Consider the following 24039-nt stretch of genomic DNA (forward strand, 5'->3'; position numbering starts at 1 on the left):
GAGGCGACCAGATGCTGAAGAAACAATCCGTCCGGTACTACGACTCCCGCGGCAGCCGGGTGTTCGACGCGCTGAATGCCCTGTTCCTCATCGGACTCGGGCTCGTCACCGTGCTGCCCTTGCTCTATGTTCTCGCCGCGTCGTTCGCGACCGAGTCCGAGATCAGTTCACGACCGTTCTTCCTGTGGCCGGAGAAGTTCGTCACCGACACCTATCGGTACATCTTCTCCACCGACACGTTCGTCCGGGCGCTGCTGACCACGGTCTGCGTGACCGCGGTCGGCACCATCGTCCAGCTCGTGCTCACGCTGACGATGGCCTACCCGCTGGCGAAGCGGTTCCTGCCCGGGCGAGCGCTGGTGCTGAACCTGGTGATCTTCACGCTGGTGTTCAGCGGCGGCATGATCCCGACGTACCTGGTCGTGCGGGATCTGGGTCTGCTGGACAGCTACTGGGCACTGATCCTGCCGCTGGCGATCAACCCGTTCTACCTGATCGTGGTGAAGAGCTTCTTCCAGGAGTTGCCCGAAGCGCTCGAGGAGGCCGCGCGGATCGACGGGTGCAACGAGCTCAACGTGTTCCTGCGGATCGTGTTGCCGCTGTCGAAGCCGATCATCGCCACGTTCTCGCTGTTCTATGCGGTCGGGATCTGGAACGACTACATGTCACCGCTGCTCTATATCGACGACAGCAAGAAGTGGACGCTGCAGATGATCGTCCGCCAGCTGACCGCGGCCAACGCGGACTCGGCGAACGTTCTGCAGCAACTGGAGACCGTCACATTTCCCGAGCAGGGCCTGAAGTTCGCGGTGGTCGTCGTCGCGACCCTGCCGATCCTGCTCTTCTACCCGTTCCTGCAGAAGCACTTCGCGAAGGGCGTCCTGATCGGATCGGTGAAGGAATGACCACCACCACGGTGCACTGGCTCGAAACGCCGTGCCGGCAAGGCGTCACCTGGGGTGTTCCGTGGCCTCGCGGGACGGTTGCCGACGGCACCCAGTTCGCGCTGACCGACGGCACTGCGGTGCAGAGCTGGACGACGGCGACCTGGCCGGACGGATCGATCAAGTGGTCGGCGCACGCGATCGGGCCCGCCGAGCACCCGGCCTCGTCGTACGATCTGATCCCCGGCGTCTCCGCCGCTCCCGCGCGTCCGGTGCGGGTGCGGCGGACCGGCGCCGAGGTCCGGGTCACGACCGGCCGGGCCCGCTGGGTACTGCGTGCGCCGATGCTGATCGCGTCGATCGGTATCGACGACCACGAGATCGCGCGCGACGTCCGGCTGGTCAGCCTGCGCCAGGACACTCCCGACGAGGACAACAGCCGGAGCCGGGAGCAGACCACAGCGACCGTGGACACGATCACGGTCGAGCAGGACGGTCCGGTGCGGGCCGTGGTCAAGCTCACCGGCCGGCACGGCGACTGGCTCCCGTTCTCGGTCCGGCTCTACTTCTACGCCGATGCGACCGACGTACGGATCGTCCACAGCTTCGTCTGGGACGGCGATCCGGACCGGGACTTCCTGGCCGGCCTGGGCCTGAGCGCAGACGTCGTACTGCGCGACGAACCCCACAACCGCCACGTGCGCCTGGCCGGCCCAGGAGGTTTCCTCAGCGAAGCTGTCCGCGGGCTGACCGGGCTGCGCCGCGATCCCGGTGAGCAGGTCCGTCGTGCCCAGGTCGCCGGCCGGCCGACCGGTGACATCGCGAACGAGGAGGTCGCGGACCGCCTGCAGCTCATCCCGCAATGGAACGACTACACGCTCGACCAGAGCAGCGCGGACGGCTTCACCCTGCGCAAACGCACCGGTCCCGAGCATGCCTGGGTCACCGTGCCCGCCGGGACGCGAGCCCCGGGGTACGGGTACGTCGGCGGCGCCAGCGGCGGACTGGGATTCGGTCTGCGCGACTTCTGGAAGCTGCATCCGACCCGGCTGGACATCCGCAACGCAGCCACCGACCTCGCGACCGCCACCCTGTGGATGTGGTCGCCCAGCGCGCCGGCGATGGATGTGCGGTACTGGCACGACGGGATGGATCAGGACAGCCACGCCGAACAGCTCGAAGGACTCGAGATCACCTACGAGGACTACGAGCCGGGGTTCGGGAACGCACACGGCATCGCCCGCACCCACGAGCTGACGTTGCGCGCCCACGACAGCACACCCGCGACCGACGAGCTGGCCGACCATCGTCAGCTTCTCGACTCCCCCGGTCTGCTCACCGTCTCCCCGAGCCGGATGCTGGAAGCCGGTGTCTTCGGCACCTGGAGCCTCCCAACGGCCAACCACCAGGACATCGAGGCCCGGCTGAATTTCCTCTTCCAGTACTACGTAGGTCAGCGCGAACAGCGTCGCTGGTACGGGTTCTGGGACTACGGCGACGTCATGCACACCTACGACCGCGACCGGCACACCTGGCGGTACGACGTCGGTGGTTACGCCTGGGACAACTCGGAGCTCTCGCCGGACCTGTGGCTCTGGTATCAGTACCTGCGGACCGGCCGGGCTGACGTCTTCCGGTTCGCGGAGGCAATGACCCGGCACACCGGCGAGGTCGACGTCCACCATCTCGGTCGCTGGAAGGGTCTTGGATCGCGGCACAACGTGCAGCATTGGGGCTGCAGCTGCAAGCAACTCCGGATCTCGAGCGCGATCTACCGGCGGTTCTACTACTACCTGACGGCAGACGAGCGGACCGGTGACCTGCTGGACGAGCTGGCCACCGCCGAAGAGACCTTCCTGACGCTGGATCCACTCCGCAAGGTGCGCACCGACAGCTACACCCCCGATCCACGCGCCTTGTCGATCGGGCTCGGCGTCGATTGGGGCGCCCTCGCAGCCAGCTGGCTCACCCGCTGGGAACGGTACGGTGACGAGCGCGCCCGGTCCCGGTTGCTCGGCACCATGGCCGACATCGCCGCGCTCCGCTACGGATTCCTCACCGGGAACGCCGCCCTCGACCTGTCGACCGGCCGCTTCGACACCAGTCGCCGCAGCGTCTCGGTCTCCCATCTGTCCGCCGCCTTCGGTCTTCCCGAGATCTGCGCCGAACTCATCGACCTCGACCTCGACGTACCGGGATTCGAGAAGGCTTGGCTCGACTACTGCCGGCTCTATCTGTTGCCGCCGGAGCACCAGGCCGCCGAACTCGGTGCGGCGCTGCAAGGCATTTCGCTCGTCCAGGCGCACAGCCGACTAGCCGCGTACGCCGCAGCACGCACCGGCGACGTCGAACTGGCCCGGCTGGCCTGGCGTGCGTTCTTCGTCGACGAAGGTGATCAGTTGAACCGCAATGCCTTACAACGCGAGACGGAGTGGCGGACCACCCCGGTGACCGGCGCGCTGATGCCGGTCGACGAGGCGCCGTTCGTCAGCACCAACGACGCCTCGCAGTACGCCCTCGCTGCGATTCAGAACCTGACTCTGATCCCCCAGCACCGCTCTAGATAGCAGTCAGATCGTTGGCTGTGCGGAGCACCGGCGGCGCGGTGACATCGACCAGGAGGTCCGGGGAGGATGTCGTGACGACGAAGGACGCCGTACCACCCGCTGGCAGGTTCACCAGCCCTCGGTCGACCGTCGCGTCAGCGGCGATCCGGTCCGCGTTCAGGTGGACGGCGATCGCCAGACTCCGGGCGCTGACGTCGACGCGGTAGCCACCGTCGATGCGGGACGTCTGGACGTCGAGCGGTGCGGGATCGAGGTCGGCGTCGACCGGCTCGACGAAGAGGTGCACGAATGACAGCTCGCCGAGGACGCCGATCAGCGCCTCGCGTCCTTCGTCGTCCGCCGACGCCACTTCGGCAGGCAGCACAAGCACCTGGACGGCGCGCGGCGCGACCGTGACTTTCAGCGACCCGTCAGCCAGTACGGCGCCGTCGAACTTCTGCCGGCTGACTTCGAGCGTGCCTTCCAGCGGCTCGTCGGTGTCGTTGACGACCGCGACGGACAACCCACCAGCGCGGTCGGACACGGTCAGCAGGCGTGGTGCGTACGCGTCCCGGAGCGCGAACCACAACGGCTTGAGGCGCTGCTCGGAGTCGATCGCGGCCCACGAGGTGACCGGCCAGCAGTCGTTCAACTGCCAGACGATCGAGCCCGCCGTTCGCGGCCACCAGGACCGGTAGTGTTCGATGCCGTAGGCAACAGCTCGCGCCTGGTTGAGCTGCGTCGCCCAGTGCCAGTCGGTGAAGTCGTCCGGTACGCCGAGGTGCGGCTTCATCCCCCGATCGAGCTTGCGGTTGCCGTCGTCCGCCTTCTGGTGCACGAGGAAGACGGGATCGTTCTTGGTCAGCTCGTCGGCACCGGACGGACGGACCCAGTCCTGCAGAGTGCGCCAGCTCGGCGGTCCCTGGAAGCCGAACTCCGAGCAGAACCGCGGCACCTCGCTGCGGTACACGGAGTAGTCGACCCGGTTCCAGACCTCCCACTGATGATGCGTCCCACGGTCCGGATCGTTGGGATGCCGGTCGGCGCCCGGACTGGCCGGGCTGTTGTCGGTGTAGGGCCGGGTCGGGTCGAGTTCGCGCACCAGACGCGGCAGCAGTTCACGGGCATAGCGCTCACCCCAGGTCAGACTTTTGCCCGGCCGCCAGAGGAAGTACTTCCAGCCCCAGTCCTCGTGGCCCCACAGGTTCTCGTTGCCGCCGTTCCAGACCGCGAGTGACGGATGAGGCATCAGCCGCACGATGTTCTCGCGGGCTTCCGCCTCGATCTCGCTCCACAGCGGCTCTTCCTCGGGGTAGGCAGCGCAGGCGAGCAGAAAGTCCTGCCAGACAAGGATTCCTCGTTCATCGCACAGGGAGTAGAAGTCCTCCGACTCGTAGATTCCGCCACCCCAGATCCTGACCAGGTTCATCTGCGCGGCGACTGCTTGGTCAAGCCGGTCGGCCAGCCGATCGCGCGTGATGCGGGTGAGGAAGTGGTCGTCCGGGATCCAGTTGACTCCCTTGACGAAGACCGGCCGGCCGTTGACGAGCAGGGTGAATGCCGAGCCGAAGTCGTCCTCCGACGTGTCCACGGCGACGGTACGGAAGCCGATCCGGCGCTCCCATCGGTCGAGCGGCCGCGACGCCTCGCTGTCGTCCCCGACCGTGACCGTGAGGTCCGCGAGCGGCTGGTCGCCGTAGCCTGCGGGCCACCACACCGGCGCATCGGGTACGTCGACGACGACCACCGCCGAGGTCTCGCCCGGCGGCAGGATCGCCGTACTGCGGTAGGTCCGGCCGTCGGCGGCAACTTCCACAGCGACGAGCAACGATGTCTCCGCGGCTCGCTCGACCTCGATGTGCGTCTCGACCCGGCCAGGCGCGACGGCCTGACGCGGCGTCAGGGCATCGTCGGCGCCGAGATCGACAGTCACCATCGGCCGCACCTGCGCGATGCGTGCGGTCTGCCATCGCTCGACCCGGACGCCCTTCCAGATCCCGGCCGTCCGCAGGTCCGGCCCCCAGTCCCAGCCGAAGCTGCAGGCCATCTTGCGGATGAACTGGAACGGCGTGCGGTACGGGCTCGGCCGGTTCCCCAACCGCTTCCGCTCGGCAACGGCGTAGTTGGTCGCCGACGCGAGATCGACGACCAGCTCGCGTTCGATGCCATCGGCAAGGGCTGTCACGTCGAAGCGGTACGAGCGATGCATGTTCACCGTTCGCCCGAGCTCGGCGCCACCGAGCGCGATCGTCGCGACAGTGTCGAGCCCGTCGAAGACCAGCTCGACCCGCTCCCCCAGTACCGCGGGTCTGAGTGTGAGCGGACGCCGGTACTGCCAGTCGACGCCGAACATCCACCGCAACGCCTTCTCGTTGGCATCGAGGTACGGGTCAGGAATGATCCGGGCCGCCATCAAGTCGGTGTGGACGCTGCCAGGCACTTGCGCCGGTACCGGTGCGACAACAGCTGCCCGGGCAGCGGCCGGCGCATCCGTCGGCACCGTGGCAGGCAACGCGGCGATGGTCCAGGCGTCGTGGATCGGATCGATGCGCAAGCGAGACTCCAGGAAGGATGAGGGCGGCGGATCGTCGGGCGGCGTACGCGCAGGTCAGCGCTTGAGCTCCGCCAGCCGGCGTTCCGGATCCGGCGCGGCGTCGGCGAGCAGCCGGGTGTACTCGTGCTGTGGATTCAGGATCACGTCGTCGGCCGGGCCGCGTTCGACCACCTCGCCGCGGTACAGCACCATGATCTCGTCGCTGAAATGCCGCGCGGTGGCCAGATCGTGGGTGATGTAGAGGACGCCGAGGTTCTCCTCGCGCTGCAGTGTGGCCAGCAGGTTGAGCACCCCGAGACGGATCGAGACGTCGAGCATCGACACCGGCTCGTCGGCCACCAGGATTCCCGGCGACGGCGCGAGCGCCCGGGCGATCGCGACCCGCTGGCGCTGGCCGCCGGACAGCTCGTGCGGCTTGCGCTGCACGAAGTCCTCGGCCGGATCGAGCCGTACCCGGCGCAGCAGCTCCAGGACCCGGTCGGCCAGTTGCTCGCGGGACAGTCCCGGATGATGCAGCCGGAGCGGACGGGCGAGATGATGCCCGACCGTATGATACGGATTCAGCGAGGCGAACGGATCCTGGAACACCATCTGAACAGCCTTGCGGTACGTCGCGGCGCGGCTGCCCCGATAGACCATCGGCTTGTCGTTCACCAGGATCTCGCCCGCCGTCGGCCGTTCGAGCTGCATCAGCAGCTTGGCGATCGTCGACTTCCCCGAACCGGACTGCCCGACCAGGGCGATCGTCCGCCCCGGCTCCAGCCGGAAGCTCACCTGGTCGACCGCGCGCAACTTCCTGGTCCGCAGGCCCTCGCGCAGCTTGTACTCCTTAACCACGTCCCGCAGCTCCAGCACAGTCATCGGCTCCGCACCTCCTCAGCTTCGGTCCCCACGGCTTCGCTCCCGGCGGCTTCGGTCTCGACGGCTTCGGGGGTCTGGGTGGTCTCGTCCAGCGAGGTGTCCGCGCCGAGCGATCCGGTCCGGACGAAGTCGCCGCGCTCTCCGGTGAGACTCGGGAACGACGACAGCAAGCGCCGGGTGTACGGGTGTTTCGGCTGCGTGTAGAGCACCGGCGCCGCATCCAGCTCGACGATCCGCCCGGCCCGCATCACCGCGATCCGATCGCTGATCTCCAGCAACAGCGGCAGGTCATGAGTGATGAAGATGACCGCAAAGCCAAGCTCGGCTCGCAGCTCGGTGATCTCCTGCAGGATCTCGCGCTGCACCACCACGTCGAGCGCGGTCGTCGGCTCGTCCATCACGAGCACCTGCGGCTCGAGCGCGAGTGCCATCGCGATCATCACCCGTTGCCGCATCCCGCCCGACAACTCGTGCGGGTAGGCCCGGAGGCGCGTGCGATCGACGCCGACCCGTTCGAGCAGTTCCGCACAGCGCCGAAGCCGCTCGGCCTTCGTCATCCCGGGACGATGCGTGCTGAAGACATCGGCCAGCTGTTCCGAGATTCGCAGTACCGGATTCAGGGAGTTCATCGCGCCCTGGAACACCATCGCGATCTTGTCCCAGCGGAAGGCCCGCAGGTCTTCACCGCTGAGCTCCGACAGATCCAGGTCGTAGCCCTCACGCGAGGAGAACAGAACCCGGCCGGCGGTGATGAACGCCGGAGGTTTCAGCAACCTGGTGATGCCATAGGCGAGCGTGGACTTGCCACATCCGCTCTCGCCGGCCAGGCCGAGGATCTCGCCGCGGTAAAGCGTCAGGGACACGTCCCGGACCGCTTCCACCGTGGTCTCGGCGAGATAGTCGATGCTGAGATGCTCGATCGTGAGCACCGGATGAGGTCCGACGACGGGCGTGGTCATGTGGTCGCCTCTCTGGCCTTCTTCAGTTGCTCCCGGCTCATCCCCCAGCGCTTGCGGTCGGCCCGGGTCTGCGAGCGCAGCTTCGGGTTGATGATCTCGTCGATCGAGAAGTTGATCAGCGACAACGCGGCGCCGAACAGTGCGATCGCGAGGCCCGGTGGCACGAACCACCACCAGGCACCGAGCCGCAGCGACAACCCGTTCTGGGCGTAGAAGAGCATCGTTCCCCAGGTGAAGGACCCGGAGGCGCCCAGGCCCAGGAAGGACAGACCCGCCTCGCCGAGGATCGCGAAGATCACCGCGAAGACGACCTGCGAGGCCAGCAGCGGAATCAGGTTCGGCAGGATCTCGACCAGCAGGATCCGCCATCTCCGCTCCCCGCTCACCCGCGACGCCAGCACGTAGTCCCGGCTGCGCACGCTGAGGGTGAATCCGCGCAGCACCCGCGCCGATCCGGCCCAGCTGGTGATGGCGAGGACGACGGCAACCAGCCAGACGGACTTGTCCGGCACGTAGCTCGAGATCATGATCACCAGCGGCAGGCCCGGGATGACCAGCATGACGTTGGTGAACAGTGAGAACGCCTCGTCGACCCAGCCGCCGACGAAGGCGCCGACCACACCGAAGAAGGCTGACAGCACCAGCGTGAGCGCGCCGACCACGACACCGATGGTCAGCGATCCGCGGGTGGCGTAGGCCAGTTGGGCGAAGACGTCCTGGCCGGTCTGGGTCGTTCCGAGCAGGAAGCCGTTCCCCGGTGGGGTCAGGCCGATGTCCCGGACGGCCGACGGATTGCCGACCAGGAACGGGCCGATCAGCCCGAACAGGGTGATGAGGCCGGTCAGCGTCAGGCCGATCCCCAGCTTCAAGGTCATCGGCGGCAGCACGCGCCGGCGTCGTACGGCGTCGGTCGGCAGTGGCGACGCCGAGGTGGTGATTGCCATCGGACTCAACCCCTCTAGGTGCGCGCTCGGGTGCGCGGATCGATGACGCCGTACAGGAGATCGACGAGCAGGTTCGCGCCGAGGACCGCGAGCGTGATGATCAGGAACACTCCTTGCATGAGCGCGTAGTCGTTGTTGCCCACGGCAAGCAGTAGCGCGGAGCCGATGCCGGGGTAGGAGAAGACCGCCTCGGTGACGATGGACCCCGCGACCACGAAGCCGAGCGAGATCGCGAACCCGGAGATCGACGGCAGCACCGCGTTGCGGGCGGCATAGCGGGAGCGGATCCGGCGCGGGGTGAGGCCCTTCGCCTCGGCGGTCAGGATGTAGTCCTCCGACAGGGTGGACACCATCATGTTCCGCATCCCGAGCATCCAGCCGCCGATCGAGGACAGCACGATGGTCATGGCCGGCAGGGCACCGTGGTAGAGCACCGATCGCAGGAACGGCAGGCTCCACCCGGGGCTGACCGAATACACGTCGTACCCGCCGCTGAGCGGGAAGATCGGCCAGCTGCTGCCGAGCAGGAACAGCAACAGCAGGGCGAGCCAGAAGTACGGCACCGACTGCAGCATCGTCGTGAACGGGATCAGGTTGTCGACCCAGGACCCGCGGCGCCAGCCGGCCGCGCGACCGAGCAGGACCCCGATCACGAACGACATCACCGCGGCCAGCCCGATCAGCCCGACGGTCCACGGCAGGGTCTGCCCGATGACCGTCGAGACCGGGGTCGGGAAGTACGCGATCGACGTCCCCAGCTCGCCGGAGGCCAGCTGGTGCAGGTAGGTCCCGTACTGCCGCCACAGTGACACGTGCGAATCGGTTCCGAGCATGGCCTCGATCGCGGCCCGGCTGGTCGGCGTGACCGGGCCCTTCGTCGCGAGCTTGGACAGCATCAGGTCCACGGGATTGCCCGGCATCAGCCGCGGGATGAGGAAGTTCAGCGTGAGCGCCGCCCAGCACGCCACGGCGTAGAAGACGAGCTTCTGCCCGAGGTAACGCACCGGTCAGCCCGCGGGGGTGATGGTCTTGAGGACCACGCCTTGGTCCCAGGCCTTCCACGAAGCCGGCAGCGCGTAGATGTTGTCCTTGGTCGGCCAGCCCGCCGCACGGGAGGTGTTGAACTCGGTCAGCATCGAGTTCACATAGATCGGGATGTACGGCATCTGGTCGGCGAACACCTTCTGGATCTCGGCGTACTGCGCCTTCTGGACCGCCTCGTCCGAGGTTCCGGCAGCGGTCTTCAAGGCCGCGTCGACCTTCGGATCGGAGAACCGGGCGAAGTTGCCCGCGCTGGCCGACTTGCCCACGTCAGCGGTGTTCTCGGTCGCCAGTCTGCCGTTGTAGGTGAAGTAGGGGTTGGTCGAGGCGCCGAGGCCGACGGAGTCGAGCGAGAGCTGGAACTTCCCGTTCGTCTGGGCGGCGTTCCACTCGTTCCAGGAGACCTGGCTGGGCTTCAGCTCGATCCCGATCTGGGCGAGCTGCTGCTTCAGGGTGTCGTTGATCGAGATGTAGTCGCTCCAGCCGGTCACCGTCTGGACCGTCAGCGACAGCCGTTGGTTGCCCTTGGCCCGGATCCCGTCCGCGCCCTTGGTCCAGCCGGCCTCGTCGAGGATCTTGTTCGCGGTCGCCACATCGGCGGCCGACGGGATCTTCTGCAGCTGCGAGTCGGTGATCCAGCTGTCGTCGCGGCCCGGGAGCAGCAGCGTCGGCGAAGCGTCGGACGCCACCCCGCCGCCGGCGAGCTTGATCAGTTGCTCGCGGTTCATCCCGTGGTAGATCGCCCGCCGGACCGCGGGATCCGTCTGCGGGCCGGTGCAGCCACGGGCCGCGTTCGAACACGTCACCAGGACGGTCGTCATCACCGGGGTGTTGACGTAGGCGAGCTCCTTCTTGGACTTCATCAGGGTGTCGATGCTCGGCAGGTAGGCGCTGGTCCAGTCGACCTTTCCCGCGAGCAGGGCGGCACTGGCCGCGTCCGCGGACTCCAGCGGGATGTAGCGAACCTCCTTGATGGCGGGTTTGCCGGCCTCCCAGTACGAGTCGTTCTTCACCAGGGTGTAGCTCTGCGTGCTGAACGTGCCGAGCTTGAACGGGCCGGTCCCGACCGGGTTGTCGTTGATGTTCGTGGCCGGGTCCTTGATGTCCTTCCAGATGTGCTCGGGCACGATCGCCTGGTTGGCGAGCACCGCGGGCTCCTGCATCAGGGACTTCGACTTGAAGGTCAGGACCGCCGTGTCGTCCGCGGTGGCCTTCGCGGTGGCGGCCAGACCCGACGGGTTCAGCGCCGGGGTCTTCGCGATCAGGTTGAACGTGAACGCCACGTCCTTCGCGGTGAACGGCTGCCCGTCGCTCCACTTGACGCCAGGACGGGTCTTGATGGTGAGCTCGGTGCCCGCGGCGTTCCAGGAGAAGCCGGTGGCCAGCACCGGCGTCGGATCCGACTTCTTGGCGAAGTTGTACCAGTAGAGCGGCTCGTAGAGCACGCCGAGCGTGGGCTGCAGCGCGGTCGGGCTGAACGGGTTGAAGTTCTTGGTGATCGTGCCGGCGCCGACGGTGATCGAAGACTTGGCATCCGTCTTGGTCCCACCGCCGGCGGTGTTGCCCGAGTCTGAGCAGGCGGCCAGCAGGACAGCGGCGACGGTGGCTCCGGCCGCAAGCCCCGCCAGGCGGCGTACGACGGAGTGTTCGCGCAGTGTGAAACCCATGTCATCGGTCCCTTCCCAGAGGCTGGAAGCGCGTGCTCGCGCCACCATGACATGAAACGCTTAAGTAAATTGCGCATGACCGTAAGCTGCTCAATCAGGCAGGTCAAGAGCCAAGCATGAGCTTTTCTACTTAAACACTTAAGTAGAGTCGATCCGGCTGCTGCGGGCGCCGCCGGGATACCTTGGGCCGGACAGAAGGAGGCACATGGTCAAGCGACCGACCATCGCCGACATCGCGACCCGGGCCGGCGTCTCCACCGGGGCGGTGTCGTACGCCCTGAACGGGCGGCCCGGCGTCTCGCCGGCCACCCGGGACAAGATCCTCGCGATCGCGGCGGAGATCGGCTGGCGGCCGAGTATCGCCGCCCGCTCGCTGGCCGGCGCCCGGGTGCACGCGGTCGGGCTGATCATCGCCCGCCCGGCACGGGTCCTCGGCATGGAGCCGTTCTTCATGCAGTTCATCTCGGGCGTGGAGTCGGTGCTGTCGGCGAACCGGACGGCGCTGCTGCTCCAGGTCGTTCCCGACCACGACGCGGCCGACGAGGCGGTCAGGTTCTGGTGGGCGGAGCGGCGGATCGACGGCGTACTGGTGACCGATCTGTGGGCCAAGGACCAGCGCCCGGAACTGCTCGCCGAACTCGGTATCCCCGGCGTGATCGTCGGGCGTCCCCGGGACGGCCTGGACCTGCCGGCCGTCTGGAGCGACGACGCCGCAGCGGTCGAGTCGGTCGTCGACTACCTCGTTGCCCTCGGCCACCGTCGCATCGCGCGGGTGGCCGGACTCCCGAGCCTCGAACACACCCAAGTCCGTACGGCGGCGTTCCACGCTGCCGCCGAGCGACACGGCCTCGAATCAGCGCCGGTGATCAGCACCGACTACACCTGGGAGGAAGGAACCCAGGCCACCCGCAAGTTGCTGACCAGCATCGACAGGCCGACCGCGATCACCTACGACAACGACGTGATGGCAGTCGCCGCCCTCAGCGTCGCGCACGAGCTGGCGATCTCGGTCCCCGAGCAGCTCTCGATCGTGGCGGGCGACGACTCCCAGCTGTGCCTGGTCCAGCATCCTTCCGTCACCGCGCTCGCCCGCGACATCGTCGGCTACGGCGCACGCGTGGCGCAGGCGATGCTGGATCTCGTCTCGGACGGCACCACCACAGCCCAGCAGGTCCCGACCGGCACCCTGGTCCCCCGCGCCAGCACCGCGGCGGCCCCGCACTAGTGGCGGTCAAGGTGTGCGGGCCCGAACGTCACTTGACGGCGCCGCCGGTGATACCGGAGATGATGCGTCGTTGCGCCACGGCAAAGACGACGAGCAGCGGAACGCTCATCAGCACGACATAGGCGAAGATGAGGTTCCAGTTGTTCAGGTAGACCCCGGCGCTCGCGACCTGGAAGAGGTTGAGGGGGAGGGTGTCCATCCGTCCGCCGATGACGAAGAACGCGAAGAACACGTCGTTCCAGATGTACAGGCAGATCAGAATCGTGGCGGTCGCCAGCACCGGACGGAGCAGCGGCAGGATGATCGTGAAGAAGGTGCGGACCGGACCCGCGCCGTCGACCCGGGCCGCTTCCTCCACCTCCTGCGGGATGGTCCGGATGAAGCCGGTGATGAAGAAGATCGCCGTCGAGAGATAGATCCCGACGTACACGAGGACCATCCCGGGCAGGGTCCCGGCGAGCCGGAGCTGCCGCAGCAGCAGGACCAGGGTGATCACAGCCGGCGGGATCACGATCCCGCTGATCGCCACGGCATACACGCCGGCCAGCCAGGCGCCGGTCCGGCGGGCCAGCACCCAGGAAGCCATCGATCCGAACAGCAGCACCAGTACCGCGGCCGGTACGACGATCGAGGCGCTGCCGAGGAAGGCCCTGATCACCCGGCCCTGGGTGAAGGCACGCGCATAGTTCTGGGCGAAGTGCCAACCGTCGGAGGGCAGCGCCAACGACGGGCTGAGGGCATCTCCCTGCGACTTGGCCGAGGTCACGACCACCAGCCACAACGGAACCCCGACCACCACCGCGACCAGCAGCAACGCCACCACGGGCTGGATCAGGCTCCGCCAGGAGCCGCGGCCGGTCATCACAGAACACGCTCCCGGCGTCGTAGCAAGCTGATGGTCGGGAACGCCATCAGCGAGATGACGAGCACGAGCACCAGACTCATCGTGGTGGCCTGGGCGAACAGTCCCTGGCCGAAGGTGCGGTAGATGAAGATGTTCAGGATCTCGGTGGTCTGGCCGGGGCCGCCTCCGGTGGTGGCCTGGGCGATGTCGAAGCTGTTCATCGATCCGAGCAGCGCGGTGGCCACGTTGAAGGTGACCGCAGGGGCCAGGTACGGCACCTTCACGTGTAAGAAGGCCTGCCAGCGATTGACGCCGTCGATCCGGGCCGCTTCGAGGACCTCGGGACTGATCGTCTTCAGGCCGGCCAGGTAGATCAGCATGGCCAGACCCATCCACTTCCAGGCATGAATGAGGGTCAGCCAGAGCAGGGTGTGGTCCGGATCGTTCAACCAGGCATAGGCGATGTCCTGCCCACTGACGAATGACAGCAGTGCGTTCACCGGTCCGGCCGGCTTGAGCAGTGCCTGGAAGATGTACCCGACGGCCAGAGCGGACATCAGGACCGGGATGAAGATCATGGTGCGGGCGAACCGGTTGACCCGGGTGTCCCGCTCCAGCAACAGGGCGAGCCCCAGACCGAAGAGGTTCTGGAACAAGGCCACCAGCACGGCGTACACGATGTTGACCTTCAGATCGCCGAGCAGGACGCCGTTGTGCAGCACGTTGACGAAGTTGCGGGTGCCGACGAAGGCGATCGAACTCTTGAAACTCGACCAGTCAGTGAACGCGTAGACCAGGTTGTAGATGCTGGGTACCAGGAAGAAGACGAGCATGATCGCCAGCGCCGGCGCCAGGAAGGCGAGCGGTTGCGCCGGTCGCTGAGTCTTTCCCGCGGACATGCGGTGTTCCCTTCCGTTGCTGCCGCCGGCTCAGAAGCCGGGCGCCCCGATCGCCTGGGCGAGCTGGTCGAACTGGGCCTGGGTCGTGGACGCCACCTTCTCGGGAGTGGCCTGGCCGGCCAGCATGTTGGCCAGGTTGAGGTACAGGTCCGGGTTGACGATGGCCAGCACCTGCATCGAGCCGACGGCGTCGCCGAGCGAAGCGGCGTTCGCCGTCAGGGCGTCCGGAACGGTCGCGGGCGTCTGCACCCCGGTCTGGATGGAGACGGTGTTCAGATCCTTCACGAATCCCGGGTACGCCGTGCCGAGCCAGTAGGACAGGAACTGCCGCGCGGCCGCCTCCCGCCGGCTGTCACCGGTCTTGAAGGCGATCAGCGCGTTCGACTGATCGGGGATGACGGTTCCGACATTGCCGGCCGGTGAGATCGGGAAGAAGCCGATCTTCTTGTTCAGCTCGGCTGTCGTCGACTGCGCCTGCAGCTGGCTGAAGAAGGTGTTGACCTGGATCGCCATCGCCGCCTCACCGGACAGCAAGGCTTTGCCTTGGTCGACGAAGGTGGCAGAGGTGATGTTCTTGTTGAACAGGCCTTCGTCCACCAAGCTCTTGTACTTGGTGATCGTGCCGAGGATCGCCGGATCGGTGAACTTCGCCTGCCCCTTGTTCACCTTGTCCCACAGGCCTTGTCTGGCAGCGTCGGCGAGCTGGACCTGCACCCACCACTGGGTGGCCCATTTCTCGCCGCCCATCTCGTAGAACGGCACGCCGCCCTGCGCCTTGATCTTGCGGGCGTCGGCCAGCATCCCGTCGAAGTTCTTCGGGGTCGCCGTGATGCCGTACTTGGCGAAGACCTCCTTGTTGTACCAGACGCCTTCCACCGCGGGGACGGTCACCAGGGCCGCATACCGGGTCTTGTCCAGCAGGCCGGTGGAGTCCTTCAGCGCCGGCGTGTACTTGTCGACGAACGGCGCCCCGTCGAGCGGCTGCAGGTTCTGCTTGGCGTTGATGGCGGTCAGCTGGGACGCCGTCGGCTGCCAGAACGCCAGGTCCGGTTTGTCGCCCGAGGCAACTTTCGTCTGGACACTCTGCTCGTAAGGATCCGGGACGGTGAGGATGTTCACCTTGGCGCCGGTCGCGGCCTCGAAGTCCGCGCTGACCTTCTTGGCCACGCCGTTGCTGTTCTGCGCGGCCCAGATGGTGAGGTTCACCCCGTCGAGCTTCGCCGTCTCGGCCGGCCAGGAGGCTGGTTCGCCCGAGCCGGTAGCCGTCGAGCCGGCGCCGGGGTCGCTGCAGGCCGTGGCCAGCAGTCCGAACGCTGCGATCGCGATCAGCGGTGTGCGGAATCTCTTCATCGGTGGTCCTTGTCTCGATGACGTGCTGGTGGACGGGTCCGCGCAACGGGGCCCGTGCTCTCTCGGACGACGAGCTGGGGTGCGCTGACCGGTTCCGGACCCGGGTCGTTGCCCAGCAGCTCGAAGGCCTGGCGGCCGAGAGCTGCGAAGTCGAACCGGACGGTGGTCAGCGCGGGTGTCAGATAGGCGGCAGCGGGGATGTCGTCGAAGCCGACGACGCTGACGTCGTCGGGAATCCGCAGACCGCGATCGTGGGCGGCGCGCATGACGCCGAGCGCCTGATCATCGTTCCCGCAGAGGATTGCGGTCACCGCCGGGTCGAGCAATAGCCGCAGGGCGGCCTCATGCGCAGCGGTGGTGCTCCAACTGTGCGGCCGGACGACCTCCGGAACAGGAGCGCCGGCCGCGACCAGCGCACGCTTCCAGCCGCGCTGCCGGTCGCCGACCGAGGTCGTCGACGGTATCGCCACGTGGTGCACTGTGCGGTGCCCGTGACTCAGCAGATGTTCGGTCGCAGTCTGGGCGGCGGCGGTGTCGTCGAACCAGATCCACCGCGCGCTGTCTGCTGCCGGGGTCCGTCGGCCCAGGTACGACTCGGCCGCCGCGGAGGACCGCACGTTCGCCGGAAGTGCTTGCAGGGCACGAGCTCCGGCCTTGTCGAAGGCCAGCACGATCACTGCGCCCGCGCGGGGATCGCTGACTGCCTCGACCGCGGCCGCGACATCGCGGGCGCCGTCGGATTCGAGCACCCGGATGGCGACCTGGACACCCGCCGACCTGGCCGCCTCCTCGATGCCGCTGAGCGTCTCGGCGTACCCGTAGAGCCTGGTGTTCGACGTCAGCACGGTCACGACGTCGTCGACGCCGTGCGCCAGGGCCCGGGCGGCTCGGCTGGGCCGGTAGCCGAGCGCCGCGATCGCCGCGTGGACTGTCTCCTTGGCCTTCTGGCTGACGTTCGGATGGTCGTTGATCACCCGCGAGACGGTTTGGTAGGAGACGCCGGCAGCCCGCGCGACGTCGCGGATCGACGCCGTCGCGCCGCCCGCAGCGCCTTGTTTCTCGCCATTGTGACCGGTCACAATCATGGCTAGAGTGTTAGCGATAACATTCCGGAACGCAAGACCTCGTGCCGAAGTCGGTCCGCCCCCACCGGCTTTCCCGCCCACTGGAGCCCTATGTCGCTCGACGAGATTCACTGGTCCCCGGGTGCTTTCACCCTCACTCTCTCCCTGGCCGACGGGGTCGCCCGGCTCAGCCGGATCCGCCTCGGCGATCAGGACGTCATCTGCCCGGCCGATCCGCTGCCGCTGGTCGAGGTCGGTGTCGCCGGATCGGGTCGTTCATGGTCGGCCCGCCGGTACGTCGACTCGCTGGCCGGCCGGCGATTGCTCTTCCAGAAACACGTTGTGCAGGCCGACGGAACCGAACTGGTGGTGACCAGCCGCGACGAGAGCACCGGCCTCGAGGCCATCACCACGCTGTCCGGCGTACCGGGCGCTCTGCGGATCAGCTCTCGCTTGATCAACACCGGCGCCGCGGAGGTCGACCTGACCTGGGTCACGTCCGCGGTCTGGGGCGGGACACTGGCCGGTTCGCCGTTCGAGTCGCTGCGGGTCTGGTGGGCCGACAACGACTGGCTGGCGGAGAACCGGTGGACCTCGGCAACGACCCGCGAGCTCCTGCCGGACCTCAACTGGGAGGCCCACAAGATCGATCCGCGCGGAACCTTCGCCCGTACTGCGCTCGGAGCGTGGTCGACCGACGGCACCTTGCCGCTCGGCGTGGTGACCGACGAGATGACCGGTCTGGCGGTCGGGTGGCAGGTCGAGCACAACGGAGGCTGGCACTGGCAGGCCGGGGAACGCGCCGACGGGCTGTATGTCAGCCTGCTCGGTCCGACCGAGACCGAACACGACTGGTACGCCCGATTGGCGCCGGGCGAGCAATTCACCACCGTGCCGGTGACCGTTGCCTTCAGCACCGACGGCTTCGAGGGCGTCATTGCCGCATTGACCACTGCCCGGCGCCACGGTCGCCGGCCGCACCCGGATCACACCGGCCTCCCGGTCATCTTCAACGACTATATGAACACGTTGATGGGCGATCCCACGACGGCGAAGCTGCTACCGCTGATCGACGCCGCGGCCGAGGTCGGCGCCGAGACGTTCTGCATCGACGCCGGCTGGTACGACGACGATGCCCAAGGCTGGTGGGACAGCGTCGGAGCGTGGGAGCCGGCGCCGAACCGGTTCCCCGGCGGGCTGGCCGAGGTGCTCGATCACATCCGGGACCGCGGTCTGGTGCCCGGGCTGTGGCTGGAGCCGGAGGTCGTCGGGGTCCGATCGCCGATCGCCGATCGCTTGCCGGACGAAGCGTTCTTCCTGCGGCACGGTCGCCGGGTCGTCGAGCACGGCCGGTATCACCTCGATCTGCGCCATCCGTTGGCCCGCAAGCACCTCGACGAAGTCATCGACCGGCTCGTCGGCGGTCTGGGGGTCGGCTATCTCAAGCTCGACCACAACATCAACATCGGCGTCGGTACCGACCACGACGCGATCTCCGCCGGCGCAGGCCTGCTGGGCCACAACCGCGCGTTGCTGGAGTGGATCGACGGTGTCCTCGACCGCTACCCGGACCTCACCTTGGAGAACTGCTCGTCCGGCGGCATGCGCGTGGACTACGCCATGTTGTCGCATCTGCAGGTGCAGTCCACCAGCGACCAGCAGGATCCCCTGTACTACCCGCCCGTCGCGGCGGCAGCCGCGGCCGCGGTTGCACCGGAGCAAGCTGCCAGTTGGGCCTATCCCCAGCCGACGTTCTCGGAGGAACTCATCGCTTTCACGATGACCGCCGGGATGCTCGGCCGGTTGCACCTCTCGGGGCATCTGGACAAGATGACTGACGAGCAGCGAGCGCTCGTCGCCGAGGCGATCGCCACCTATCGGGGCTACCGGTCGTTCATCGCGACCGCCGTACCGTTCTGGCCGCTGGGCCTGCCCGGCTGGCAGGACCCATGGATCGCACACGGTCTGCGCGGCCCGCAGCAAGCCATGCTCGCTGTCTGGCGCCGCGGCGGTGACGCGGAGAGCTGTCTCGTTCCGTTGCCCTCGGCAAACGATGACGTCGACGTGCTCTACCCGAAGGCGACCGACGCAACGATCGAACGCGTCGAAGGCCCTGCTGTGCGAATCACTCTGCCTCATGCCCATCAAGCCGTTGTCCTTGCTGTCGTAGACAGGAGCACCCGATGAGGAGTTTCGTCAAGATCATGGCCACCACAGCCGTCATCGCCGCCGGCCTTTCCGTCCCGGCCGCCGCGGCACCGGCGAGCGACGTACTGAGCGTCGACTTCGCGCAGTCCACCGGCGCTTTCCGTGGCGGCGCGACCGGCACGTTGTACGGCTTCGGTGACGAGGGTGCGCCGACCCAGGCACTCATCAACGGAGCCGCCATCACCAACACGTCGCAGAAAGCGCCGTACGGGACCCAGCATCCGAGCGGTGACTCGCTCAAGGTGGAGAACGGCTTCTTCGCCAAGCACGGCAAGGACATGTACATGTATGTCCAGGACTACTACCCGGACTGGTCCTACAACGGAGGCGTCCGGCCGGGCGACAGCCGCACCTACGACCAAGCGACGGGAAGCTACACCTCCACGCCCAACGGCATCTGGGACTACCTGGAGGTCGTCGAGTTCGTGACGGAGGCCGTCGCGACCAGGTCGTCGCGGCCCAAGGACTACGTCTTCATCCCGTTCAACGAGCCGGACGGCGGCAACTGGTACGCGAACTGGCCGACGATGAAGACCACGTTCCTCGCGGACTGGCAGGCGGCGTACGCCAAGATCCAGGAGGTGTACGCGCGGCACGGTCTCGGGCATGCCCGGATCGGCGGCCCTGGTGACACCGGCTGGCAGCCGGCTCGCTCCGCCGACATCCTCAGCTTCGCCAAGGCCAACGGCGTCCTGCCCGATGTCTTCATCTGGCACGAGCTCGGCATCGACAACCTGCGGACCTTCCGATCGCACGTGGCCGACTACCGTCGGCTGGAGAGCAGTCTCGGCATCGGGCCGATCCCGATCAACATCACCGAGTACGGAATGCTCCGCGACATGGGGACACCCGGGCAGCTCATCCAGTGGCTGTCGATCATGGAAGACCTGAAGGTCGACGGGCAGACGGCGTACTGGAACTACGCCGGCAACTTCAACGACAACAGCGCCCGCACGAACTCCGCCAACGCGGGCTGGTGGCTGTACAAGTGGTACGGCGACCTCGCCGGCAGCCGGACCGTGAAGGTGACCCCGCCCGCACTAGACACGGTCGACACCCTGCAGGCGATCGGCGCCATCGACTCCAGGAACAAACGGGCCACCGTCCTGTACGGCGGTGGCAGCAAGGCCGTCTCGCTCAAGCTGACCGGTCTCGACCCGGCGGTCTTCGGCGGCAAGGTCGACGTCGAGATCCGCGAGAACACGCTCTCCGGTGCCGAAGGGGTCGCCGGAACGCCACCGGTGATCAAGGTCCTCGAGGGTGCCGCCCTGGTGAACGGCACCCTCGCCTTCGACGTACCGACCTATGACCGGTACGCCGCCTACCAGGTCGTCATCACGCCGAAGCAGGATCGCACCCTCGCGGCCGGGACCGTGTGGACCGCCCGGACCGAGGCGGAGAACACCGCTCTCACGGCAGCCACGGTCTACACCCAGGACCCGCAGGCCGGCGGTGGCTGGAAGTTCCTCGCCTCCGGTGGCCGCGATGTCGGCTCGTTCAATCAGCCCACCTCGAAGGCGGACTGGACGGTCACCGTCCCGCGGACCGGCAAATATCGGTTCCAGGTCATCGGCGCAACCCCTGGCCGACCCGGTCAGCATGCGTTGTTCGTCGACGGAACCCACTCCGCGCTCGTGCAGTACACCGCGGATCTCGCACTGACGGACTACCAGAAATGGCAGTACCGCGGCAGCTCGGAGGTGACGATCCCGTTGACCGCCGGGCAGCACATCTTGTCGCTGCGGGCGAGTGCGGACGGCGTCGCCGTACTGCCGAACTCCGACATCACCCTCGACAAGTTCCTGCTCACCGACGTCACCGACGGCGAGGCGACCGTCTATCCGGCCTCAACGCTGCGGTACGCCGGTGGCGCCCAAGTCACCTACGGCGGGGCGGCCCGCGGCTACGGCTCGGTGCGCGGTGCCGGTCAGCGTGCCGAGGTCTACGCCAACGCCTGGGAGACCGGCTACTACGACATCTCCCTCGACTACCGGACGTCGGCCGCAGCAACCATCGACCTCCGGGTGAACGGTCGATCCGTCACGAAGCTCACCGCGCCGGGTGGCGGCGCTTGGCGCTCCACAGCACGGGTGCGGCTCGCCCAGGGGATCAACGAACTCGAGCTGAGTTCGGCCGCCGGGATCCTGCTCAAGCAGGTCACCACGACCCGGGCCGCCGGAGCCGACAGCGCTGCGGTCACGATCGAGGCCGAGAACGTCGTACGGCACGGGACCACGACGGTGAACACCTACCCGGCGGACTCGGGGAGCAACGCCTCCGGCCTGAAAGCACTCGGGTTCGTCGGCAACGGCGCGGGCAACACGTTCGAGATCCCGCGCGGCCCCGGCTTCGACAAACCCGGCGCCTACGACATCGCCGTCAGTTATGCGAACGCCGAACTCGGTGGGCCGCACGCCTACAACCCGCAGGTCGTCGACCGGCGCCTCGAGGTCACCGAAGCCGGCGGCGCCCCCACCGCCGGACACGCCTACTTCCGCTACACCTATGCCTGGGACAGTTTCCTCGAACGAACAATCGCGGTGGACCTGAAGACGGCGGGCGGATCCCTGGTCTTCGGCAACCCTGACGCCTACGCACCCGACGTCGACAAGCTCACCATCGCCCCCGTCACAATCGGCTCACCCGTCACCATCCGCCGCCCTGATTGATGCTCGGTCCCGGAGGGCAGGCCCCACTGCCCTCCGGCAGGCCGACTACCACCAGTACGCGGGCTGGGTCGTGTACGGCTCTTCAAGGCGGCGGATCTCCTCATCGGAAAGCTCGATGTCGAGTGCGGCGGCCGCGTCCGCGAGGTGGTGGGGCTTCGTGGCTCCGACGATGGGGGCCGACACGACGGATTTCGTCAGTAGCCAGGCCAACGAGACCTGCGCCATCGGCACGCCGCGCTCCTCAGCGACCTGCTGGACCGCCTCGACCACCGGCTGGTCGATGTCGAGGTCGAAGGACTTCGCGACCTGATCGCTGTCCGCCCGCGCGGTGTGCGCGCCCCAGGGGCGAGTCAGCCGCCCTTTGCCCAGCGGAGAGTACGGCACACATCCGACGCCGGTATCCGCGCACATCGGCAGCATCTCGCGCTCTTCCTCGCGCTTGAGCAGGTTGTACTGGTTCTGCATCGAGACGAACCGGGTCCACCCGCCCAGCGCCGCGGCGTGCTGCAGCTTGGCGAACTGCCAGGCCCACATCGACGAAGCACCGAGGTAGCGGACCTTTCCCGCCTTCACGACATCGTGCAACGCCTCCATCGTCTCCTCGACCGGAGTGTCCGGGTCGAACCGATGGATCTGGTACAGATCGACGTAATCGGTTCCCAGCCGGGTCAGCGACGCGTCGAGCTGCTCCAGGATCGCCTTCCGGGACAGCCCGGAACCGCCCGGACCGTCGTGCATCTTGCCCGACACCTTCGTCGCCAGCACGATCTCCTCGCGACGAGCGAACTTCTCGATCGCCCGGCCGACGAACTCCTCCGAACTGCCCAGTCCGTAAACGTTCGCGGTGTCCCACAAGGTGATGCCGAGCTCGACGGCCTGCTGGAAGAAAGGCTGCGCCGCCTCTTCGTCCAGGGTCCAGTCATGAAACCCCCGATCGCCAAAGCTCATACATCCCAGCGCGACCCGGCTCACCTTCAGCCCCGTCCCGCCCAGCATTCGGTACTCCATCGGCTCCTCCAGACAGACATCCGTTCTCTCCGCCTCGACACTACGAGACATCCGCGCCACCAGGGAGGCCCTGTCAGGGCACCCGTCGCTGTGCGTGTTCACCGGTAGATAGTCTGGGAAGAGCCTGTACTACGGTGTGGGCGCGAGCAGGTGGATTGGCGGACGGGGGCCTCGGTGGCAGTCACGATGCGGGATGTCGCGAAGCATGCGGGCGTGTCCCCCAAGACGGTGTCCAATGTGCTGAGCGGGTATCCGTACATCCGGGAGGCCACCCGGGCCAGGGTTCTCGCGTCGGTCGAGATTCTTGGGTATGAGCTGAACGTGCTGGCCCGGAACCTCAAGTCGGGCCGGACGGGGATCATCGGGCTGGCGGTGCCCGAGTTGAGTCTGCCGTACTTCGCCGAGCTTGCCGACGCGGTGATCGAGGCGGCCGAGCAGCATGGCCTGACCGTGATGATCGAGCAGACAGCCGGCCGCCGGGAACGTGAACTGGCGGTGCTGTCCACCGAGCGTGGCAGTCTGGTCGACGGACTCTTGTTCAGTCCGCTGGCCCTTGGACCCGACGACGCCGAGCACCTTCGGACGAGCATTCCGGTCGTGCTGCTCGGCGAGCGGATCTTCCACGGACCGGTCGATCATGTGGTGATCGACAACGTGGCCGGCACCCGGGCGGCGGTCGAGCATCTGATCACTCTCGGGCGGCGCCGGATCGCGGTCGTCGGCACGCATCCCGGTGAACAGGTCGGCACCGCCGCGATCCGGTACAACGCCTACCTGACGACGATGGCCGCCGCCGGGATCCGGCCGATCAAGAAGCTCACCGCGCCGGCCGGTCTCTGGCATCGGGCCACCGGGGCCGAGGCAATGGAACATCTGCTCTCCCTCGGTTCGGCCTTCGACGCGGTGCTGTGTCTCAACGACACCCTCGCCCTGGGTGCCATCCGGACGCTCACCAAGCACGGCGTGCGGATCCCCGACGACGTGGCCGTGGTCGGCTTCGACGACATCGACGAAGCCCGCTACAGCACCCCCACCTTGACCTCGATCGATCCGGGCCGGACCGAAATCGCCTCGGCCGCGGTCCAGTTGCTCGTCGACCGGATGTCCGGCGACGCCTCGGCGCACCGGGAGCTGGTCGCGCCGTACGCGCTGAACGTCCGCGAGTCGACCGCGGGTGTTCGCGCTCACATTTCCTGACCAGCAACGCTTTCGCGCTCTTGACGGCATGGGCGGCGGCCGGGCATGATGCGGCTTCTACACCGGTGTAGAAGCCGCCCGGCCCGAAGGGGAACCGCCAAGCCCCACCAACCAGCGCC

General features: G+C 67.4%; 17 protein-coding genes. 6 read left to right on the plus strand and 11 right to left on the minus strand.

What is annotated here, in order from left to right; genetic code table 11:
• Positions 1–11: 11 nt before the first annotated feature.
• A complete protein-coding gene (locus tag ABZ004_RS10435) occupies positions 12–905 on the plus strand; it encodes a carbohydrate ABC transporter permease (protein ID WP_355679507.1) in 894 nt (297 codons plus the stop codon).
• Entirely contained in the window at positions 902–3451 is a 2550-nt protein-coding gene (locus tag ABZ004_RS10440) for a Tat pathway signal sequence domain protein (protein WP_355679508.1), read from the plus strand. Before ABZ004_RS10435 ends, ABZ004_RS10440 begins: the two co-directional genes overlap by 4 nt.
• On the opposite strand, the gene ABZ004_RS10445 is transcribed toward ABZ004_RS10440, so the two are convergent.
• From ABZ004_RS10445 to ABZ004_RS10470, 6 genes are read right to left on the minus strand one after another with little or no spacing between them, the layout of a single operon-like run.
• Positions 3444–5984: a glycoside hydrolase family 2 TIM barrel-domain containing protein gene (locus ABZ004_RS10445; protein ID WP_355679509.1), complete on the minus strand. Its 2541-nt coding sequence runs from the start codon at positions 5982–5984 to the stop codon at positions 3444–3446. The two genes, ABZ004_RS10440 and ABZ004_RS10445, sit on opposite strands and share 8 nt — an antisense overlap.
• 54 nt (positions 5985–6038) lie before the next feature.
• The gene (locus ABZ004_RS10450) at positions 6039–6845 is read right to left on the minus strand and encodes an ATP-binding cassette domain-containing protein (RefSeq protein WP_355679510.1); all 807 of its coding nucleotides are present in this window, start codon (positions 6843–6845) and stop codon (positions 6039–6041) included.
• Positions 6842–7804, minus strand: coding sequence for an ABC transporter ATP-binding protein (locus ABZ004_RS10455; RefSeq protein ID WP_355679511.1), 963 nt, complete (start codon positions 7802–7804; stop codon positions 6842–6844). The genes ABZ004_RS10450 and ABZ004_RS10455 overlap by 4 nt, the downstream gene beginning before the upstream one ends.
• Positions 7801–8748 carry an ABC transporter permease gene (locus tag ABZ004_RS10460; RefSeq protein ID WP_355679512.1) on the minus strand — a complete coding sequence of 316 codons (948 nt, stop codon included), beginning with the start codon at positions 8746–8748 and terminating at the stop codon, positions 7801–7803. The genes ABZ004_RS10455 and ABZ004_RS10460 overlap by 4 nt, the downstream gene beginning before the upstream one ends.
• 14 nt (positions 8749–8762) lie before the next feature.
• On the minus strand, positions 8763–9752 hold the full coding sequence (locus ABZ004_RS10465) for an ABC transporter permease (RefSeq protein WP_355679513.1): 990 nt from the start codon (positions 9750–9752) through the stop codon (positions 8763–8765).
• A gap of 3 nt (positions 9753–9755) precedes the next feature.
• A complete protein-coding gene (locus ABZ004_RS10470; protein WP_355679514.1) occupies positions 9756–11456 on the minus strand; it encodes an ABC transporter substrate-binding protein in 1701 nt (566 codons plus the stop codon).
• A 205-nt stretch (positions 11457–11661) separates the two neighbouring features.
• Between ABZ004_RS10470 and ABZ004_RS10475 the strand changes: the two genes are divergently transcribed.
• Positions 11662–12681: a LacI family DNA-binding transcriptional regulator gene (locus ABZ004_RS10475; RefSeq protein ID WP_355679515.1), complete on the plus strand. Its 1020-nt coding sequence runs from the start codon at positions 11662–11664 to the stop codon at positions 12679–12681.
• Between the two features lie 28 nt (positions 12682–12709).
• On the opposite strand, the gene ABZ004_RS10480 is transcribed toward ABZ004_RS10475, so the two are convergent.
• From ABZ004_RS10480 to ABZ004_RS10495, 4 genes are read right to left on the minus strand one after another with little or no spacing between them, the layout of a single operon-like run.
• On the minus strand, positions 12710–13543 hold the full coding sequence (locus ABZ004_RS10480) for a carbohydrate ABC transporter permease (protein ID WP_355679516.1): 834 nt from the start codon (positions 13541–13543) through the stop codon (positions 12710–12712).
• Positions 13543–14424 carry a sugar ABC transporter permease gene (locus tag ABZ004_RS10485; RefSeq protein ID WP_355679517.1) on the minus strand — a complete coding sequence of 294 codons (882 nt, stop codon included), beginning with the start codon at positions 14422–14424 and terminating at the stop codon, positions 13543–13545. Before ABZ004_RS10485 ends, ABZ004_RS10480 begins: the two co-directional genes overlap by 1 nt.
• Before the next feature lie 30 nt (positions 14425–14454).
• The gene (locus tag ABZ004_RS10490) at positions 14455–15774 is read right to left on the minus strand and encodes an ABC transporter substrate-binding protein (protein ID WP_355679518.1); all 1320 of its coding nucleotides are present in this window, start codon (positions 15772–15774) and stop codon (positions 14455–14457) included.
• Positions 15771–16859 (minus strand): LacI family DNA-binding transcriptional regulator, encoded by a 1089-nt coding sequence (locus ABZ004_RS10495; protein ID WP_355679519.1) that lies wholly within the window; start codon positions 16857–16859, stop codon positions 15771–15773. Before ABZ004_RS10495 ends, ABZ004_RS10490 begins: the two co-directional genes overlap by 4 nt.
• 90 nt (positions 16860–16949) lie before the next feature.
• On the opposite strand from ABZ004_RS10495, the gene ABZ004_RS10500 reads away from it, so the two are divergent.
• Positions 16950–19025 carry a glycoside hydrolase family 36 protein gene (locus ABZ004_RS10500; RefSeq protein WP_355679520.1) on the plus strand — a complete coding sequence of 692 codons (2076 nt, stop codon included), beginning with the start codon at positions 16950–16952 and terminating at the stop codon, positions 19023–19025.
• Positions 19022–21715 carry a hypothetical protein gene (locus tag ABZ004_RS10505; RefSeq protein ID WP_355679521.1) on the plus strand — a complete coding sequence of 898 codons (2694 nt, stop codon included), beginning with the start codon at positions 19022–19024 and terminating at the stop codon, positions 21713–21715. Before ABZ004_RS10500 ends, ABZ004_RS10505 begins: the two co-directional genes overlap by 4 nt.
• Positions 21716–21760: 45 nt before the next feature.
• On the opposite strand, the gene ABZ004_RS10510 is transcribed toward ABZ004_RS10505, so the two are convergent.
• Positions 21761–22723 (minus strand): aldo/keto reductase, encoded by a 963-nt coding sequence (locus ABZ004_RS10510; protein WP_355679522.1) that lies wholly within the window; start codon positions 22721–22723, stop codon positions 21761–21763.
• 186 nt (positions 22724–22909) lie between these two features.
• On the opposite strand from ABZ004_RS10510, the gene ABZ004_RS10515 reads away from it, so the two are divergent.
• Positions 22910–23920, plus strand: a complete 1011-nt coding sequence (locus ABZ004_RS10515) for a LacI family DNA-binding transcriptional regulator (RefSeq protein ID WP_355679531.1) — start codon at positions 22910–22912, stop codon at positions 23918–23920.
• Positions 23921–24039: the final 119 nt, after the last annotated feature.

It is taken from the genome of Kribbella sp. NPDC006257 (assembly GCF_040613535.1).
Taxonomy (GTDB): Bacteria; Actinomycetota; Actinomycetes; order Propionibacteriales; family Kribbellaceae; genus Kribbella.